Genomic DNA, 18,109 nt, shown 5'->3' with positions numbered 1-18,109 from the left:
CGGTGAGCGTTATCTATGCTCACCGTTTTTTTATACCTAACGTTTAAATGGTTACACCATACTCTTCAAACGATAAATCCATTCCAGCGCCTGACGTGGCGACAATGAATCGGCATCCAACGCTTCTAATGCTTCGACGGCCGGTGAGGTTTCTTCCTGCAATAACGTCATTTGAGTGGCATCGACCGTGCCGGCGGCGGTATGACTGGACAGGGTTTCCAACTCACGCAACTTTTGACGCGCTCGTTTGATCACATCACGCGGCACACCGGCTAACGCGGCAACGGCTAAACCATAGCTCTTGCTAGCAGCGCCATCTTGCACGCTGTGCATGAACGCGATGGTATCGCCATGTTCCCGCGCATCCAGATGGACGTTCACCACACCTTCCATTTTTTCTGGCAGCGTTGTCAGCTCAAAATAGTGTGTGGCAAATAGCGTCATGGCTTTGATGCGATTCGCTAGGTTTTCTGCACATGCCCAAGCCAGTGACAGGCCGTCATAAGTGGAGGTACCACGACCGATTTCGTCCATCAGTACCAAACTATTTTCAGTCGCGTTATGCAGGATGTTCGCCGTTTCAGTCATTTCCACCATAAAGGTTGAGCGACCCGAAGCCAGATCGTCGGCGGCGCCTACGCGAGTGAAAATACGATCCACCGGGCCAATGGTGGCTTTACCTGCGGGAACAAAACTGCCGATATGCGCCATCAGTACGATCAGTGCTGTTTGTCGCATATAGGTACTTTTACCACCCATATTTGGACCAGTAATGATTAACATACGACGCTGTGGTGATAGCGATACCGGGTTAGCAATGAACGGTTCACTTAATACCTGCTCGACTACCGGGTGACGTCCATCATCAATACGAATACCCGCCTGATCGCTCATGGTTGGGCAGGTGTAATTCAGCGTTTCAGCACGTTCGGCGAGGTTGGTTAGTACATCTAATTCAGCCAGTGCGCCCGCGCTTTGCTGCAATTCGGCCAAATGTGGCAGCAGCAAATCAAACAGTTCGTCGTACAGGGCTTTTTCGATCGCCAAGGCTTTGCCTTTCGAAGTCAGAACCTTGTCTTCATACTCTTTCAGTTCAGGAATGATATAGCGCTCGGCATTTTTCAACGTTTGACGACGTACATAGTGGATGGGCACCAGATGGCTTTGTCCACGACTGACCTGAATATAATAGCCATGCACGCCGTTAAAGCCGACTTTCAGCGTATCCAACCCTAATTTTTCACGCTCACGAATTTCCAAACGATCGAGATAATCGCTGGCGCCGTCTGCTAGCGCACGCCACTCGTCCAGCTCTTCGTTATAACCGGGCGCGATAACGCCACCATCGCGCACCAATACCGGCGGCGCTTCGACAATCGAACGCTCCAGCAATGCCTGCAATTCGTCGAACTGCCCGACTTGAGACAACAGGTGTTGAACTTGCGGGGTAGTGATGTTTTGCAACAAGGCACGAATATCGGGCAGTTGCTGGAAGGCATGACGCATACGAGCCAGATCGCGTGGGCGAGCAGTGCGTAAGGCCAAACGCGCCAGAATACGCTCCATATCACCAACTTGACGCAGGGATGGCTGGAGATCTCCGCTGAGATCCTGCAGTGCGCTAATGGCTTGCTGACGGTTGTTGAGTACCTTGATATCGCGCGTTGGCATATGTAGCCAGCGTTTCAGCATACGGCTGCCCATCGGCGTTACGGTGCGATCGAGGATCGCCGCCAGCGTATTTTCGCTGCCGCCAGAAAGGTTTTGCGTTAACTCCAAATTGCGACGAGTTGCAGCATCCATAATGATGCCGTCCTGCTGGCGCTCTATGGTGATACCACGGATATGCGGCAATGAGGTGCGCTGAGTATCTTTGACATATTGCAACAAACAACCCGCAGCACGCAGCGCTTGCTGAGCCTGTTCGACACCAAAACCAGTGAGATCGCGAGTGCCAAATTGTAGGTTCAACTGCTGGCGTGCGGTTTCTAATTCGAATTCCCACAACGGGCGGCGACGCAGGCCGTGGCGCTGTTCGATCAGCGACATCTGCTCGAAACTTTCTGGATACAGCAATTCGGCCGGATTGGTGCGTTGCAGTTCGGCGGCCATGGTTTCCAGATCTTCCGGCTCGGCAACGCGGAAACGACCTGAACTGATATCTAACGTGGCGTAACCGAAACCGCGGGCATCTTGCCAAATTGCCGCGAGCAAGTTGTCTTGCCGCTCTTTCAGCAAAGCTTCATCACTGACGGTGCCTGGTGTAACAATACGCACCACTTTGCGCTCGACCGGACCTTTACTGGTGGCGGGATCGCCAATCTGCTCACAGATTGCGACTGACTCTCCCAGTTGCACTAGCTTAGCCAGATAGTTTTCCACCGCATGGTGTGGCACACCCGCCATTGGGATCGGTTCACCCGCAGATGCCCCACGTTTAGTCAGTGAGATTTCCAGCAATTGCGAGGCACGCTTGGCATCGTCATAAAACAGTTCATAAAAGTCGCCCATCCGGTAGAACAACAGGATCTCAGGATGCTGCGCTTTAAGACGCAGGTACTGTTGCATCATTGGGGTGTGATCAACGTATTCTTTGTTTTCCATAATGTTCACTGCGTCATGTTCTGGTTATGCGTCATGGGCTTGATACTGCTTTAGCCACGTTGAGCGTCCTGCCGAAAGGCGAGTTTTTCTAGGGGAACGATGTTAACAGGTGCAACTGGAGTTTCAAACGACTCCGCCACTAGTGAGGTATTTTTGTGCAACTATGGAAAATACTTCGCATTTTTCGCGTAACAGAATCCGTTACTCGACAAACAATGTCATAGCTGCTTTCCAGAACTACACTATCTGCGTAGTGGTAATAAAAGTGACTTATACCCAAAATAATTGGAGTTGCATCAAGGCGGCAAGTGAATGAGTCCCGATGAGCTTACACCAGTAAGTGATTCGGGTGAGTGAACGCAGCCAACAAAGATGCAGCTTCAAGTATGACGGGTATATATTCCTATTTGTTCTCACAGGGCTATGGCTTAACATAGCGTTCACGATTTCTAGCATGGTTATGGATACCCGATGCGTTATTTGGCCGCTCTTTTACCCCTGGTTTTTCTGACCGCTTGTAGCAGTACACCGACACCTTCTGAAGAAGCACCGCTGGCCGGCACGCCAGTGAAGGGAGGCTTCTTACTGGAGCCTGAACATACGGGACATATGTTGAGTGGAGATTTCGCCACCAACCCGGCGGCCAATCGTTTTGTAGACAAAATGGTGCGTGAGCACGGTTTTGATCGTCAGCAATTGCATGATGTTCTCGCTCAGGCACAGCGCTTGGATTGGGTTCTGCGTTTGATGGACAAGCAGGCTCCTACCGCACAGGTGCCGACAGGGCCGAACGGCGCTTGGCTGCGTTATCGTAATAAATTCCTCACCTCTGATAATGTGCAAAATGGCGTGGTGTTCTGGAACCAATATCAGGACGCGCTACAGCGAGCCCAGCAGACTTATGGCGTTCCACCGGAGATCATCGTAGGTATTATCGGCGTTGAGACTCGCTGGGGGCGGGTGATGGGCAAAACCCGCATTATCGATGCCTTGGCAACATTATCTTTCGGCTACCCACGCCGTGCTGATTTCTTCTCATCAGAACTGGAAACCTTCTTATTAATGGCGCGTGCCGAAGGGGATGATCCGCTCGATCTGAAAGGTTCCTATGCCGGTGCGATGGGTTACGGCCAGTTCATGCCTTCATCATTTAAAAATTACGCGGTGGATTTTGATGGGGATGGGCACATTAACCTGTGGGATCCGATCGATGCCATTGGTAGTGTGGCAAATTACTTCAAGGCACACGGTTGGAAGCAAGGCGAGCCAGTTGCAGTCATGGCCAGCGGACAGGCACCTTCGTTGGATAATGGTTTCAAAACTAACTACTCAATTTCTACGTTGGCCGCTGTCGGTTTGACACCGCAGGGATCGCTAGCAGGCTATCAACAGGCCAGTTTGTTACGTCTTGATATGGGAACCCGTTATCAATATTGGTATGGCTTGCCTAACTTCTACACCATCACCCGCTATAACCACAGCACCCATTACGCAATGGCGGTGTGGCAGTTAGGGGAAGCTGTCAGCGCAGCGAGATAACGTTGCCATTGGCAAGGGCGCGGATATTCACTCCGCGCCTTCATTACTACGGCTACAACATAGTAAAAGCCTTCTTCAAACCGGTGTCCTCGTCGGGATCGGCTCCCTGTGGTTGATCCGGTATCTCTTCGGCGATCTCTGGCTCTGGCAGTGGATCGGGTGCGCTTTCCAACGGTGGCATGGTGTCATGAATCGTTTGTTCATCGAACGTTGGGTTTAGCGCAGGTGACAGCGGTGAACTCACCAAACTATCCGGCATCGCGATGTGCGGCACCGGAGCATCCTCGGCCACATGTGGAGCCTGCTGTTTGGCAACTCGGTTGAGACCAAAAAGCAATACACCGCATAATGCAAAGAAGGCATACAGCGTATTGCCGCCCAATGGTTGCATCAGCGCCCCGACGACCAATGGCCCAATACTGGCACCAACACCAAACGCCATCAACAAACAAGCCGATAGCGAAACGCGTCGTTCAGGTTCGATCTGATCGTTTGCCAATGCGACGGCCAGTGGATACAAGGTAAATTGCAGCATACTGACGATGAACCCCACTACCAGCAGCAACTGGAACTCAATGCGTGGCAATAACGCTAACGGCAATGCGGCGAGAGCCAACAAACAGGCGTTAATACGCATCAATTTGATACGGTTATAACGATCGGAAAACCAACTCAGCGGAAATTGCGCGACCAATCCGGCGAAGATCGCCAGTGCCATAAACAGACCGGTTTGTTGAGTGGTCAATGTTTGCAGACTGGCATAAACCGGAGCTAGACCGTAGAAAGAACCCACCACCATGCCAATCACCAGTGTGGTTGCCAATACCTTGGGGATCGCACCGACAAAATAGCGTAACTCCATTGGTGCCGGTGACATATGGCGTGCATTGGTTCGTGTGGTCAGAGCAATAGGTACCAAACACAGGGAGAAACAGAGTGCGATCATCAGCAACGTACTGAGCCCCAGATTGGGTTGCAGCATAAGCACGACTTGGCCGAGTGACATACCAAGGTAAGTTGCGGCCATATAAAAACCGAACACCATACCGCGCTGATTAGACTCAGATTGATCGTTGAGCCAACTCTCCAGCACCATAAACTGGCACATCATACATAGGCCGATAATCAACCGTAGCACCACCCAAGCGGGGATATATTCCGTCAGCCCATGCCCTAACACTGCGGCGGTAATGATACCTGCACAGGCAACATAGGCACGAATATGACCGACTCGAGCGATCAGGAAATGGCCCACCTTGCCACCGATCACCAAACCGATGTAGTTGGCGGCAATAATCGCACCAATCAACGCTCCGGTAACGTGGATCGCCGTCAAGCGCAAAGAGATGTAAGTGGTGAGCAGACCCGATCCCAACAGCATTATTAGGGTCGCGGTATATAACGGAAAGAATACGCCTAACGTCTTTTTCACTCTATCGTCCTGTTATATCGTCAAAAAGAAGGATCGCATGGATTTATTAACCAACGCGCTACATTTTGATACTAGCAGTTTGAATGAGGGCTTAAAACCGCGGCATCTTGCGGCGCTTCACGCATTTTGATTCGGTAATCGGCCTGCTGACTTGATTATTGTGATTGCTGGGTGCATATAACTGACTCACCAAGGAGATGCGATGAACGAAAATAAACTGCGCGAGCTCAGTCTTGCCGTTGGGGAAAAGTTGAAGGCCAAAGGTCAGTGGATCACTTGTGCCGAGTCTTGTACTGGCGGTGGCATAGCCAAAGCGATTACTGATATTGCTGGGAGTTCGGCCTATTTTGATCGCGGTTTTGTCACTTACAGTAATAACGCGAAGCAAGAATTACTCGGTGTGAATGAAGCGACGCTGGTGGCGTACGGCGCGGTCAGCGAGGAAGTGGTGCGTGAAATGGCAAGCGGAGCGTTGAAGGCCGCTAATGCAGATTTTGCGCTTTCCGTCAGCGGTATTGCTGGGCCAGATGGCGGTAGTGCGGAAAAGCCAGTGGGTACCGTTTGGTTTGGTTTTGCCAATCGGGAAGGGCGTATTGTGGCGCACCGGGTGCAATTTTCTGGCGACCGTGATGCCGTGCGTTTGCAGGCCACCATTTTTGCGTTACAAACGGCGTTGGAAGAATTTTTATAAAATTAGGCTTGATACTGTATGACCATACAGTATAATCAGTGGCATTTCCTGCACAACATACATTTAGTTGCAGTGTGGGGCTGAAACCGACATTGCGAAACGAAGGAGCAAACATGGCTATTGATGAGAACAAGCAAAAGGCGTTAGCTGCGGCACTGGGCCAAATCGAAAAACAATTCGGTAAAGGCTCCATCATGCGCCTGGGTGAAGACCGTTCTATGGACGTTGAAACCATCTCCACCGGTTCGTTGTCATTAGATATCGCTCTGGGTGCGGGCGGTTTACCAATGGGTCGTATCGTTGAAATTTACGGGCCAGAATCTTCAGGTAAAACGACTCTGACGTTGCAAGTTATCGCTGCGGCGCAACGCGCAGGTAAAACCTGTGCGTTTATCGATGCTGAACACGCGCTGGACCCAATCTATGCTAAGAAATTGGGTGTCGATATCGACAACCTGTTGTGTTCTCAGCCGGATACTGGTGAGCAAGCGTTGGAAATCTGTGATGCACTGACGCGTTCTGGTGCAGTTGACGTTATCATCGTTGACTCAGTAGCGGCGTTGACGCCAAAAGCTGAAATCGAAGGCGAAATTGGTGACTCTCACATGGGCTTGGCTGCACGTATGATGAGCCAGGCGATGCGTAAGCTGGCCGGTAACCTGAAAAATGCCAATACCTTGCTGATCTTCATCAACCAAATCCGTATGAAAATTGGTGTGATGTTCGGTAACCCAGAAACCACTACTGGTGGTAACGCACTAAAATTCTATGCTTCTGTTCGTCTGGATATTCGCCGTATCGGTGCTGTCAAAGAAGGCGACGAAGTGGTGGGTAGCGAAACCCGTGTGAAAGTGGTGAAGAACAAAATCGCTGCGCCATTCAAACAAGCCGAGTTCCAAATCCTGTACGGTGAAGGTATCAACAGCCGTGGTGAATTGGTCGATCTGGGCGTGAAGCACAAGATGATCGAAAAAGCCGGTGCTTGGTACAGCTACAACGGTGAGAAAATCGGTCAGGGCAAGGCAAATGCCTGCAATTTCCTGAAAGAAAATCCTGCTGTTGCTGCCGAACTGGACAAAAAACTGCGTGATTTGTTGCTGCATAGCAGCGGTGACCAAGCTGCAGTGGCGACCACCGAAGGTTTTGACGACGAAGAAGAAACCAGCGAAGAGTTTTAATCTTTGCTGAAGCGTGAAAGTTACATATTGAGCTTTCACGCTGCTCATTGGTCTATACCCAAAATAATTCGAGTTGCATCGAGGCGGCAACTGAGCGACAAATTGGTCGTCAGACCGATTTGAACAGCGCTTGCGCTGGCCCGAAGGGTGAGTTGAGGAACGAAACTCATAATCCCGATGAGCTTACGCTAGTAAGTGATTCGGGTGAGTAAGGGTAGCCAACAAAGATGCAGCTTGAAGTATGAGGGGTATAAATAATGAATGAATTGCTAAGTCGTACCATGCGCTTGCTGTCTCAACGTGATCATAGTGAAGCTGAACTGCGCCGCAAACTTGCGGCGCAGTCATTTATGGCAAAAGCTCGCTTTGGTAATCGCGCCCCCTCTGAAGTAAAAGAAGAACCGATCGACCCCGCCGTTATTGAACAAGTCATTGCTTATTGTTATCAGCATAATTGGCTTGATGATCAACGCTTTGCTAATAGCTATATCAATAGCCGTTGTCGTAAAGGTTATGGTGTCCAACGCATCCGCTCTGAACTGCAACAAAAAGGTGTTGATAAAGAAATTGCTCAAACAGCACTGGCAGAGTGCGATATTGATTGGTGTGAACAGGCTAAGCAGGTCGCACAGCGTAAATTTGGTGATCAGCTGCCGATAGATTGGAAAGAAAAGGCTAAAGTGCAGCGTTATTTGCTTTATCGTGGCTTCTTTCAAGAAGAAATACAGTCAATTTACCGTGATTTTGCATAATCAATGCACACGGGGTTTTACTTCCCACTGAAGAAAATTTATCTTATCCCCACTTTTAGTTTATGAGCAGGCTGCCATCTTCAGGATGTCACGCTTCCTGCTCATGTATCGTTATTCTAGCCTTTCCAGGAAAAATATGAGCAAGAGCACCGCTGAGATCCGTCAAGCGTTTCTCGATTTCTTTCATAGCAAAGGTCACCAGGTCGTAGCCAGTAGCTCCCTAGTGCCTAACAATGATCCGACATTGCTGTTTACCAATGCGGGTATGAACCAGTTTAAAGATGTTTTCCTGGGGTTAGACAAACGCGCCTATTCCCGCGCGACGACCTCACAGCGCTGCGTGCGTGCGGGTGGTAAGCATAACGATCTGGAAAACGTCGGTTATACTGCTCGCCACCACACATTTTTTGAAATGTTAGGTAACTTCAGCTTTGGCGATTACTTCAAAAATGATGCTATTGCCTATGCTTGGGAATTGTTGACCGGCGCAGCATGGTTCAACCTGCCAAAAGAGAGATTGTGGGTCACGGTTTATGAAACCGATGACGAAGCCTATAACATCTGGAAAGATGACATCGGTGTCCCAGCGGAACGTATTATCCGCATCGGCGACAACAAAGGCGGTGCTTTTGCTTCCGATAACTTCTGGCAGATGGGCGATACCGGTCCTTGCGGCCCATGTACTGAGATCTTCTATGATCACGGCGATCACATCTGGGGCGGCCCTCCGGGTAGCCCAGAAGAAGATGGCGATCGCTATATCGAGATCTGGAACTTAGTCTTCATGCAGTTCAACCGTCAGGCTGATGGCACCATGTTGCCATTGCCGAAACCATCGGTAGACACCGGCATGGGGCTGGAGCGTATCGCTGCTGTTCTGCAACACGTTAACTCCAACTATGAAATCGATCTGTTCAGCCACTTGATCAAGTCTGCTGCCAATGTGATTGGTACAACAGACCTGAACAATAAATCCTTGCGTGTTATCGCTGACCATATTCGCTCTTGTGCGTTCTTGGTATCTGATGGTGTTATCCCGTCGAACGAAAATCGTGGTTATGTGCTGCGTCGTATCATTCGTCGTGCCATCCGTCATGGCAACATGTTGGGTGCTAAAGAGACTTTCTTCTACAAACTGGTTGCTCCGCTGATCGAGGTGATGGGCGATGCGGCTGACGAATTGAAACGTCAGCAATCACTGGTTGAACAAGTTCTGAAAACAGAAGAAGAGCAGTTTGCTCGTACTCTGGAGCGTGGTTTAGCGCTGTTGGACGAAGAGTTAGCTAATTTGCAGGGTGATACTCTGGATGGCGAAACAGCTTTCCGCTTGTATGATACCTACGGCTTCCCGGTTGATCTTACGGCGGACGTTTGCCGCGAGCGCGGTCTGAAAGTTGACGAAGCAGGTTTTGAAGCCGCAATGGAAGAACAGCGCCGTCGTGCGCGTGAATCCAGCGGTTTTGGTGCCGATTACAACAGTATGATCCGCGTTGATGGTGAGAGCCAGTTCAGCGGCTATGACCACGATGAACAGCAAGCGAAAGTCATCGCACTGTTCCGTAATGGCCAACCAGTTAATGAAATTCATGCGGGTGAAGATGCGGTTGTCATCTTGGATGAAACACCATTCTACGGTGAGTCTGGTGGTCAAGTTGGCGACAAAGGTGTATTGAAAGCGGCTGGTATAGATTTTGTGGTCAGCGACACACAAAAATACGGTCAGGCTATTGGTCACCAAGGCAAATTGGCGCAAGGTTCACTGAAAGTTGATGATCGCGTTGAAGCCATTATTGATATCGCACGTCGTAATCGTATCCGTCTGAACCACTCTGCAACTCACTTACTGCACGCCGCATTGCGTCAGGTTTTGGGTGATCATGTGGCTCAGAAAGGCTCATTGGTTAACGATAAATACCTGCGTTTTGACTTCTCGCATTTTGAAGCGATGAAGCCTGAGCAAATTCGTGTGGTAGAGGATCTGGTAAACCAGCAAGTGCGCCGTAATCTGCCAGTGCAGACCGAAGTCATGGAGCTGGACGCAGCTAAAGAGAAGGGCGCGATGGCGCTGTTCGGTGAGAAATACGACGACGATGTGCGCGTGCTGACTATGGGCGATTTCTCTACCGAGCTCTGTGGTGGGACTCACGCCAGCCGCACTGGTGACATTGGTTTGTTCCGTATCCAGAGCGAATCTGGTACTGCGGCAGGTATTCGCCGTATCGAGGCTGTAACTGGTGAAGGTGCGATCGCGACTCTGCATCAGCAAAACGATTTGTTACAGGACGTTGCTCATCTGGTTAAAGGTGACAATAACAATCTGACGGATAAAGTGCGTGCGGTGCTCGATCGCACTCGTGCGTTGGAAAAAGAGTTACAGCAGTTGAAAGACCAACAGGCAGCGCTGGAAAGTGCTTCTCTGTCCAGCAAAGCGAAGCTGGTTAATGGGGTGAAATTGTTGGTTAGCCAATTGGATAATGTCGAGCCTAAGATGCTACGAACCATGGTTGATGATCTTAAAAATCAACTAGGTTCTGCAATTATCGTCTTGGCGACGACGGAAGAGGGGAAAGTCAGCCTGATTGCCGGCGTGACAAAAGACTTAGTTGATCGGGTTAAAGCCGGTGAGCTGATTGGTCATGTCGCGCAGCAGGTTGGTGGTAAGGGCGGTGGCCGCCCTGATATGGCGCAGGCCGGGGGAAGCGATGTCAGCGCCCTGCCAGCGGCACTAAACAGCGTAGAAGCCTGGGTGGCTTCAAAACTGTAAACATAAATAAATAGCACAAAACGCCATAACACTTTGTTGATTATGGCGTTTTCATACTGTGCTAATACAGCTTAGTTACAATTGCGGGAACAAAGTTTTCCAGGTCGGCTAAACTTATCATTGTTTGGGGTGATACTAAGTCCGCTTACATTTATTGTGGGTTATATGGCTTACGTTTTCACCGCATATGATGGATAATGGCGGGGAAACTGAGAGACCCGACTCTTTTAATCTTTCAAGGAGCAAAGAATGTTAATTCTGACTCGTCGAGTTGGTGAAACCCTCATGATTGGCGATGAGGTTACGGTCACAGTGTTAGGGGTTAAAGGCAACCAAGTACGTATTGGTGTTAATGCCCCAAAAGAGGTGTCTGTTCACCGTGAAGAAATCTATCAGCGCATCCAGGCCGAGAAGTCTTCTAATCCGACGACTTTCTGATTTCGAAGTAGCGTCTCGTTTTTGTATTTAGCGAGACGCTTCTGCCTTTTATTCCCTTCTTTTTGTTATTTTCTGCATTTCCTCCACTAATTTTTCTGTTGCTACCTATTCACTCTATGGGTTATTTCGTCACGGCTGCCTGTTGATAAAACACTCTTTTTGTCGTGAAATCACTCATGTTGTGTGTGATTTGTGCAAACGCACATGAGTTGGGAAAAATTGTTTGACTTATAAGTCGGGGAAAGTAATATGTGCGCCACGCAGTGCCGATGAGCTTCTCTAAAGCAAGTTAGGCACAATTCGCAAGAAGCGTACTGGTGAGGTGGCCGAGAGGCTGAAGGCGCTCCCCTGCTAAGGGAGTATGCGGTCAAAAGCTGCATCCGGGGTTCGAATCCCCGCCTCACCGCCATTTGCACCCATAGCTCAGCTGGATAGAGTACTCGGCTACGAACCGAGCGGTCGGAGGTTCGAATCCTCCTGGGTGCACCATATTAGCCATATGGTAGGTTGTTAGAGTTATACCATAAGGCGTCAAAAAGAATTCCTGTGCACCCATAGCTCAGCTGGATAGAGTACTCGGCTACGAACCGAGCGGTCGGAGGTTCGAATCCTCCTGGGTGCACCATTATTCCAAGAACGGTATCACGAAACAATAATTTCAGATTCTTGCGAGCTTGAAGAGAGCACTAAGGATGATAGCGTTGCGTAGCAACGACCCGTAGGGTGAGGCGAAGCCGAATAATCCTCCTGGGTGCACCATTCTTTCAAGGACAGTATCTCGAAACAATAGTTTCAGGTACCTGCGAGTTTCACGGATCGAAACCTTCGTTGTAAAAATATCAAAATGCATCCATAGCTCAGCTGGATAGAGTACTCGGCTACGAACCGAGCGGTCGGAGGTTCGAATCCTCCTGGATGCACCATTCTTCTAAGGACAGTATCGCGAAACATGAGTTTCAGGTATCTGTAAGCTTGAAGAAAGCACTAAGGATGATAACGTTGCGCAGCAACGGCCCGTAGGGTGAGGCGAAGCCGAATAATCCATCCTGGATGCACTATCTAAAAGAACTCACTTCGGTGGGTTTTTTGCTTTTTGCCCTGCAATCTCATTTCTAAGCGCACTTTCTGTCATTACTCAATCAGCGACAACCTTCTGGCTTTGCGATAAAGTAACTCTCTTTCCTCAATGATCATGGAGTAACGATGTACGATCGCTACCAAGGTCTGATTTTCGACATGGACGGCACCATTTTGGATACGGAGCCTACGCACCGCAAAGCATGGTATGAAGTGCTTGCGCGCCACGGCATGACGTTCGATGAACAAGCCATGGTGGCCTTGAACGGCTCCCCAACTTGGCGTTTAGCCGAAGCGATTATCGCCAATCATCAATCCGACCTTGATCCCCACCAATTAGCGGCAGAGAAAAGCCAAGCGGTAGAAAAAATACTGCTGGAGAACGTGAGTCCGCTACCGTTGATTGAGGTGGTGAAAGCCTATCATGGTCGACGTCCGATGGCGGTGGGTACAGGTAGTACCCATCGTGTCGCGGAGATGTTGTTGAGCCATCTGGGGCTGCTGAAGTACTTCGATGTGATCGTCGGCGCTGATGACGTTGAGCGTCATAAACCCGATCCGCAAACCTTTTTGCGCTGCGCTGAACTGATGGGCGTACCGCCAGAGAAATGCGTAGTGTTTGAAGACGCAGACTTTGGTATCCAAGCGGCGAAAAGTGCCAATATGGCCGTGGTAGACGTTCGCAAGCTGTGAGTAGTACGTTGCTCGTAATATCGTTGTTTGGTAGTAGCTTCCTCAGTGCGACGTTACTGCCAGGAAATTCAGAAATTGTTTTGGTTGCCTTGCTGACCAACAGCCGTATCTCACCAGAGATTTTGGTTTTGGCAGCGACCGTGGGAAACGTCCTCGGTGGGTTAACCAATGTCATTATTGGGCGCCTGTTACCCGCGTTAAAGCCACAACGAGGACTGGAATTAGCCCTCGGGTGGATGCAACGCTTTGGCCCGGCTGCACTATTGCTCAGTTGGGTACCGGTTGTGGGCGATTTGTTGTGCGTGTTGGCAGGCTGGTTACGTATGTCCTGGGGCCCTGTGATGCTGTTCTTGTGTATCGGGAAAGCGGTGCGTTACATCATTTTAGCGATGATAACGTTACAGGGAATGGCCTGGTGGCAGTGACGAAGTGAATATAACTCATTATTCACTCGGATGCGGATTCAGTATGCTGGCGAGTTATCGATTTTAGAGCGGGAGGTCAATTTGATCCCGGATGTATCAAAGGCGCTTTCCTGGTTGGAAGCCCACCCTAAAGCATTAAAAGGTATTCGCCGCGGTATTGAACGTGAAACTCTACGAGTGACTGCGGATGGTACTTTGGCAACAACCGGACACCCGGAAAAACTGGGTTCGGCTCTGTCTCATCAATGGATAACCACTGATTTTGCTGAGGCGTTACTCGAGTTCATTACACCTGTTGATGATGATCTTGACCATTTGTTGAAATTTTTACGCGATATTCATCGTCATGTGGCGCGTAACCTCGACGACGAACGTATGTGGCCGCTAAGTATGCCGTGCTTTATTGAAGCCGAGCAGAGCATCGAGCTGGCTCAATATGGTTCTTCGAACATTGGCCGGATGAAGACGCTGTATCGTGAAGGATTGAAAAACCGTTATGGTGCGCTGATGCAAACCATTTCTGGCGTGCATTACAACTTCTCCCTACCGCTAGAGTTTTGGCAAGAGTGGGCGGGGGTGAAAGACGCAGAAAGCGGTAAGGAACAGATTTCTGCGGGCTATTTCCGCTTGATCCGTAACTACTATCGCTTTGGCTGGGTGATTCCGTATCTGTTCGGCGCCTCGCCTGCGATTTGTTCTTCATTCCTGAAAGGGCGTGAAACAACGTTACCGTTCGAAAGTAACGGCCGTGGAATGCTGTCGTTGCCGTATGCGACGTCGTTGCGCCTGAGCGATCTGGGTTACACCAACAAATCACAGAGCAATTTGGGCATCACGTTTAACGATTTACACACTTATGTGGCGGGTTTGAAGAAAGCAATTGCGACGCCTTCAGAAGAGTACGCCAAGTTGGGTGTGAAAGACGGTGACCGTTATCTGCAACTGAACAGCAATGTGTTGCAAATAGAAAATGAACTTTATGCTCCGATTCGACCGAAGCGTGTGACGAAAAGTGGCGAGACTCCGTCTGATGCGCTGTTACGTGGCGGAATCGAATATATCGAAGTGCGGTCGTTGGATATCAACCCGTTCTCGGCGATTGGCGTGGATGCGGTACAAGCCCGTTTCCTCGATTTGTTCTTGATCTGGTGTACTTTGGCCGATGCGCCTGAAATGAGCAGCGATGAGTTGCTTTGTACGCGTAAAAACTGGAACCGAGTGATTCTTGAAGGACGTAAACCTGGCCAGACTATCGGTTTTGGCTGTGGCGAAACCACAAAGCCGCTCGAACAGGTGGGTAAGCAGCTATTTGCCGATCTCAAGCGCGTGGCTGAAGTTCTGGATAAAGAAGCTGGCAATAACGAGTATCAACAAGTTTGCGACGAGTTGGTTGCTGCATTCGACAATCCTGACCTGACATTCTCAGCCCGCGTTCTGAAAATGATGAAAGAAGACGGCTGCGGCGGTATTGGGCTGAAGTTAGCCGAACAATATCGTCAGGAGCTGATAGCCGAGCCACTGGAAGTGCTGACCGAAGCTGATTTTGCTACCGAGCAAGAAGCTTCATGGCAGCGTCAACGCGACAAAGAAGCCAGTGATACACTAAGCTTTGAAGAGTTCCTGAAGGCAAACGGCGGGAGCTAGAAAAGAAAATGGCCACGTCAATGTGGCCAAATATGCATCTCTGATAGCAGGGATGATGATAACAAATGCGCGTCTTTCATATACTCAGACTCGCTGGGTTGAAAAAGGTTTCCTGACTTCGAAAAAAGTTTCGAAATAAATGAAGAGGTGAATACATGCCATTGCTGGATAGCTTTACCGTAGACCATACCCGCATGTCAGCTCCGGCTGTCCGCGTAGCGAAAACCATGAAAACCCCTCATGGCGACACCATCACCGTATTCGATCTACGCTTTTGTATCCCGAATAAAGAAGTGATGCCAGAGCGTGGTATTCATACGCTGGAGCATTTGTTCGCTGGTTTTATGCGTGACCATTTGAATGGTAACGGCGTAGAGATCATCGACATTTCCCCAATGGGTTGCCGCACCGGTTTCTACATGAGCCTGATTGGTGTACCGGAAGAGCAACGTGTAGCGAATGCTTGGAAAGCCGCGATGGCCGACGTTTTGAAAGTGACTGACCAACGTAAGATCCCTGAGCTGAATGAGTTCCAATGTGGTACTTACGAGATGCATTCGTTAGAGGAAGCGCAGGACATTGCCAAACATATTCTGGATCGTGATGTGAAAGTTAATCACAACGACGAACTGGCATTGCCGGCAGAGAAGCTGCAAGAGTTGCATATCTAGTTTGCAAGCTATCTTAATGAAAAAAGACGTATTTAGCGTCTTTTTTCATTTAAATTATTGCCCGATGCTAGTTTTGAGGGACTCGTTCGGTGTGACTCGAACCTGCTTAATCATGTTGTCTTGCACGTCCAAAATATCGATGTCGTAACTATCAATCTGAACACGCGTACCGATTTTAGGGATGTCCTGTAATTCTTCCAGTAACATACCATTCACGGTACGAGCCTCAGCCTCAGGTAGAGCCCAATTGAACGCTTTGTTCAATTCACGGACGTTGGCAGTACCGTCGATGAGAACCGAACCATCGCTCTGAGGATTGACTTCTTCGGCTAGCGTCGGTGACATGGAAGTTGTGAAATCCCCCACGATCTCTTCCAGAATATCCTCGACCGTCACCAGCCCCTGAATATCGCCGTACTCATCCACTACGATGCCGACTTTCTCTTTATTGCGTTGGAATTTCACCAACTGCACGTTGAGTGGCGTACCTTCTGGCACAAAATAGATTTTGTCGGCGGCACGCAGCAAGTTCTCTTTATTGAACTCTTTCTTCTCGGTCATCAGACGATAGGCTTCACGCACTCGCAACATACTGATGGAGTCATCCAGCGAATCGCGATAAAGCACAATGCGACCGTGTGGCGAGTGGGTCAACTGACGCATGATCGACTTCCAATCGTCATTGACATCAATACCGACAATTTCATTACGCGGCACCATGATGTCGTCAACAGTCACCTTTTCCAGATCCAATACCGAAATCAGCATGTCCTGATTACGGCGAGAAATCTTGGACTGGGACTCGTTCACGATAGTGCGTAGCTCTTCTTTGCTCACCGCATCGCTGGCATTGATATTGGTACGAATACCAAAACAGCGCAGGACGATGCTGGTGATACCGTTGAGCAACCATACCAGTGGGAACATCACCTTTTGTAATGGTCCCAGCAAAAGACTGCTAGGAAAGGCGATACGCTCTGGATACAGTGCTGCGAAGGTTTTTGGTAATACCTCGGCAAATAGCAGAACCGCTAGGGTGAGTACCCCGGTCGCGATAGCAACGCCGAGATCGCCATACAAACGCATACCAACAATAGTGGCGAGCGCAGAGGCGAGAATGTTCACCAAGTTGTTACCGATCAGCACAAGGCCGATCAGGCGATCAGGTTTTTGCAGCAGTTTCTCTACCCGACGGGCAGAGCGGTTGCCATGTTTTGATAAATGGCGCAGCCGATAACGGTTGAGTGTCATCATTCCGGTTTCGGAGGCGGAGAAATAGGCGGAGACCACAATCATAACCACCAAAACGATGATTAAGGTCCCTGTCGAAATGTGCTCCAACGAGATATTCCTTATGTGTGGAGAAAAAGAATGGGTGTGTGCGGTGCGAGTTAACGCACGATGATTTCCTGGATCAGACGGCTGCCAAAATAGGCAAGGGTCAGCAAGAAAGCGCCGACAAAGCTGAACCAGACAACGCGGCGGCCACGCCATCCTTCATGGTAGTGGCCCCACAGCAATACGATGTAAACAAACCACGCCATAATAGATAGCACAGCTTTGTGTACGTTTTCTCTACTAAACAGATCATCCATGTACAGCAGACCGGTACAAAGTGTTAGTGTCAGTAACACCACTCCAATCTGCGTGATATGAAACATTTTACGTTCAATACTCATCAACGGCGGCATATCGGCGCTGAAGGTCAGTTTTTTGTGCTTTAAAAGATAATCCAGCCAAGCCAGTTGCAAGGCATACAGAGCGGCGATAATGAGCGTGGCGTAGGCAAATAATGCCAAACCAATGTGCACCAAGAGCTCCGGGCTAGCTTCCAGATGGGTGATAAATTCCCCCGGCATGAAGCTGGCAAACGCCAGATTGATCATGGCGAAGCTATAAACAATTGGTAATAAGAACCAGCCGCGATCACGCGAAGCAACGATGGTCATCACCGTACAAATGATCAGACCCACGGTCGAACCGATATTCAACAGGCTCAGGTTTTGTCCGCTGTTAACATCAAAAATACGCTGCTGCAAAGCAATGGCATGACAAACCAACGCCACTGTGGCTGAGATCAAGGCCAGCCGACGGTATGCGCTATTCTTCCGCAATAAACTGGGAATAATCAGTCCAAGGCTGAGTAAGTAGGCTATTAGAGCTACAATGGAAAACACAGGCATATCGGTTAATTTAGCATC

14 protein-coding genes and 4 tRNA genes are annotated in these 18,109 nt (G+C 49.6%); 14 read left to right on the top strand and 4 right to left on the bottom strand.

Going from position 1 to position 18,109, the window contains the following annotated elements:
• Nucleotides 1-51: 51 nt before the first annotated feature.
• Nucleotides 52-2,604: a DNA mismatch repair protein MutS gene (gene mutS, locus AC3ISQ_RS17930; protein ID WP_489348681.1), complete on the bottom strand. Its 2,553-nt coding sequence runs from the start codon at nucleotides 2,602-2,604 to the stop codon at nucleotides 52-54.
• 471 nt (nucleotides 2,605-3,075) lie between these two features.
• On the opposite strand from mutS, the gene mltB reads away from it, so the two are divergent.
• Nucleotides 3,076-4,143 carry a lytic murein transglycosylase B gene (gene mltB, locus AC3ISQ_RS17925; RefSeq protein WP_489348679.1) on the top strand — a complete coding sequence of 356 codons (1,068 nt, stop codon included), beginning with the start codon at nucleotides 3,076-3,078 and terminating at the stop codon, nucleotides 4,141-4,143.
• Between the two features lie 52 nt (nucleotides 4,144-4,195).
• Here the strand turns inward: mltB and AC3ISQ_RS17920 are convergent, their stop codons facing one another.
• The gene (locus AC3ISQ_RS17920; RefSeq protein WP_489348678.1) at nucleotides 4,196-5,575 is read right to left on the bottom strand and encodes an MFS transporter; all 1,380 of its coding nucleotides are present in this window, start codon (nucleotides 5,573-5,575) and stop codon (nucleotides 4,196-4,198) included.
• A 202-nt stretch (nucleotides 5,576-5,777) separates the two neighbouring features.
• Between AC3ISQ_RS17920 and pncC the strand changes: the two genes are divergently transcribed.
• The 13 genes from pncC to luxS all read left to right on the top strand — a co-directional run bounded on the left by pncC (nucleotide 5,778) and on the right by luxS (nucleotide 15,908).
• Nucleotides 5,778-6,266, top strand: coding sequence for a nicotinamide-nucleotide amidase (gene pncC / locus AC3ISQ_RS17915; RefSeq protein ID WP_489348676.1), 489 nt, complete (start codon nucleotides 5,778-5,780; stop codon nucleotides 6,264-6,266).
• Between the two features lie 113 nt (nucleotides 6,267-6,379).
• Nucleotides 6,380-7,444 carry a recombinase RecA gene (gene recA, locus AC3ISQ_RS17910; protein ID WP_489348674.1) on the top strand — a complete coding sequence of 355 codons (1,065 nt, stop codon included), beginning with the start codon at nucleotides 6,380-6,382 and terminating at the stop codon, nucleotides 7,442-7,444.
• Nucleotides 7,445-7,701: 257 nt separating this feature from the next.
• The gene (recX, locus tag AC3ISQ_RS17905) at nucleotides 7,702-8,196 is read left to right on the top strand and encodes a recombination regulator RecX (protein ID WP_489348672.1); all 495 of its coding nucleotides are present in this window, start codon (nucleotides 7,702-7,704) and stop codon (nucleotides 8,194-8,196) included.
• A 136-nt stretch (nucleotides 8,197-8,332) separates the two neighbouring features.
• The gene (alaS, locus tag AC3ISQ_RS17900) at nucleotides 8,333-10,960 is read left to right on the top strand and encodes an alanine--tRNA ligase (protein WP_489348670.1); all 2,628 of its coding nucleotides are present in this window, start codon (nucleotides 8,333-8,335) and stop codon (nucleotides 10,958-10,960) included.
• A gap of 249 nt (nucleotides 10,961-11,209) precedes the next feature.
• On the top strand, nucleotides 11,210-11,398 hold the full coding sequence (gene csrA, locus AC3ISQ_RS17895; protein WP_489348668.1) for a carbon storage regulator CsrA: 189 nt from the start codon (nucleotides 11,210-11,212) through the stop codon (nucleotides 11,396-11,398).
• 316 nt (nucleotides 11,399-11,714) lie between these two features.
• Nucleotides 11,715-11,807: transfer RNA gene (locus AC3ISQ_RS17890), tRNA-Ser, on the top strand.
• Nucleotides 11,808-11,810: 3 nt separating this feature from the next.
• A tRNA-Arg gene (locus AC3ISQ_RS17885) sits at nucleotides 11,811-11,887 on the top strand.
• 59 nt (nucleotides 11,888-11,946) lie between these two features.
• A tRNA-Arg gene (locus AC3ISQ_RS17880) sits at nucleotides 11,947-12,023 on the top strand.
• 221 nt (nucleotides 12,024-12,244) lie between these two features.
• Nucleotides 12,245-12,321, top strand: a tRNA-Arg gene (locus tag AC3ISQ_RS17875).
• A gap of 280 nt (nucleotides 12,322-12,601) precedes the next feature.
• Nucleotides 12,602-13,168, top strand: a complete 567-nt coding sequence (yqaB, locus tag AC3ISQ_RS17870) for a fructose-1-phosphate/6-phosphogluconate phosphatase (RefSeq protein WP_489348666.1) — start codon at nucleotides 12,602-12,604, stop codon at nucleotides 13,166-13,168.
• On the top strand, nucleotides 13,165-13,593 hold the full coding sequence (locus AC3ISQ_RS17865) for a YqaA family protein (RefSeq protein WP_489348664.1): 429 nt from the start codon (nucleotides 13,165-13,167) through the stop codon (nucleotides 13,591-13,593). Before yqaB ends, AC3ISQ_RS17865 begins: the two co-directional genes overlap by 4 nt.
• Nucleotides 13,594-13,674: 81 nt before the next feature.
• Nucleotides 13,675-15,237 carry a glutamate--cysteine ligase gene (gshA, locus tag AC3ISQ_RS17860; RefSeq protein ID WP_489348662.1) on the top strand — a complete coding sequence of 521 codons (1,563 nt, stop codon included), beginning with the start codon at nucleotides 13,675-13,677 and terminating at the stop codon, nucleotides 15,235-15,237.
• A 155-nt stretch (nucleotides 15,238-15,392) separates the two neighbouring features.
• On the top strand, nucleotides 15,393-15,908 hold the full coding sequence (luxS, locus tag AC3ISQ_RS17855; RefSeq protein ID WP_489348660.1) for an S-ribosylhomocysteine lyase: 516 nt from the start codon (nucleotides 15,393-15,395) through the stop codon (nucleotides 15,906-15,908).
• A gap of 54 nt (nucleotides 15,909-15,962) precedes the next feature.
• Here luxS and AC3ISQ_RS17850 read toward each other — a convergent pair whose 3' ends face one another.
• Both AC3ISQ_RS17850 and AC3ISQ_RS17845 read right to left on the bottom strand, forming a co-directional pair.
• A complete protein-coding gene (locus AC3ISQ_RS17850) occupies nucleotides 15,963-17,249 on the bottom strand; it encodes an HlyC/CorC family transporter (protein ID WP_489348658.1) in 1,287 nt (428 codons plus the stop codon).
• Between the two features lie 50 nt (nucleotides 17,250-17,299).
• On the bottom strand, nucleotides 17,300-18,091 hold the full coding sequence (locus AC3ISQ_RS17845; RefSeq protein ID WP_489348656.1) for a cytochrome C assembly family protein: 792 nt from the start codon (nucleotides 18,089-18,091) through the stop codon (nucleotides 17,300-17,302).
• Between the last annotated feature and the right edge of the window lie 18 nt (nucleotides 18,092-18,109).

This window comes from Serratia sp. KH_031 (assembly GCF_057839655.1).
Note: the sequence above shows the minus strand (reverse complement) of the source record. Positions and strands in the feature narration are given on the sequence as shown.

Bases quoted from the DNA above. Each gene is read 5' to 3' on its own strand.
- mutS (WP_489348681.1), bottom strand. From the start codon at position 2,604: ATGGAAAACAAAGAATACGTTGATCACACCCCAATGATGCAACAGTAC.
- mltB (WP_489348679.1), top strand. From the start codon at position 3,076: ATGCGTTATTTGGCCGCTCTTTTACCCCTGGTTTTTCTGACCGCTTGT.
- pncC (WP_489348676.1), top strand. From the start codon at position 5,778: ATGAACGAAAATAAACTGCGCGAGCTCAGTCTTGCCGTTGGGGAAAAG.
- recA (WP_489348674.1), top strand. From the start codon at position 6,380: ATGGCTATTGATGAGAACAAGCAAAAGGCGTTAGCTGCGGCACTGGGC.
- recX (WP_489348672.1), top strand. From the start codon at position 7,702: ATGAATGAATTGCTAAGTCGTACCATGCGCTTGCTGTCTCAACGTGAT.
- alaS (WP_489348670.1), top strand. From the start codon at position 8,333: ATGAGCAAGAGCACCGCTGAGATCCGTCAAGCGTTTCTCGATTTCTTT.
- csrA (WP_489348668.1), top strand. From the start codon at position 11,210: ATGTTAATTCTGACTCGTCGAGTTGGTGAAACCCTCATGATTGGCGAT.
- yqaB (WP_489348666.1), top strand. From the start codon at position 12,602: ATGTACGATCGCTACCAAGGTCTGATTTTCGACATGGACGGCACCATT.
- luxS (WP_489348660.1), top strand. From the start codon at position 15,393: ATGCCATTGCTGGATAGCTTTACCGTAGACCATACCCGCATGTCAGCT.
- AC3ISQ_RS17845 (WP_489348656.1), bottom strand. From the start codon at position 18,091: ATGCCTGTGTTTTCCATTGTAGCTCTAATAGCCTACTTACTCAGCCTT.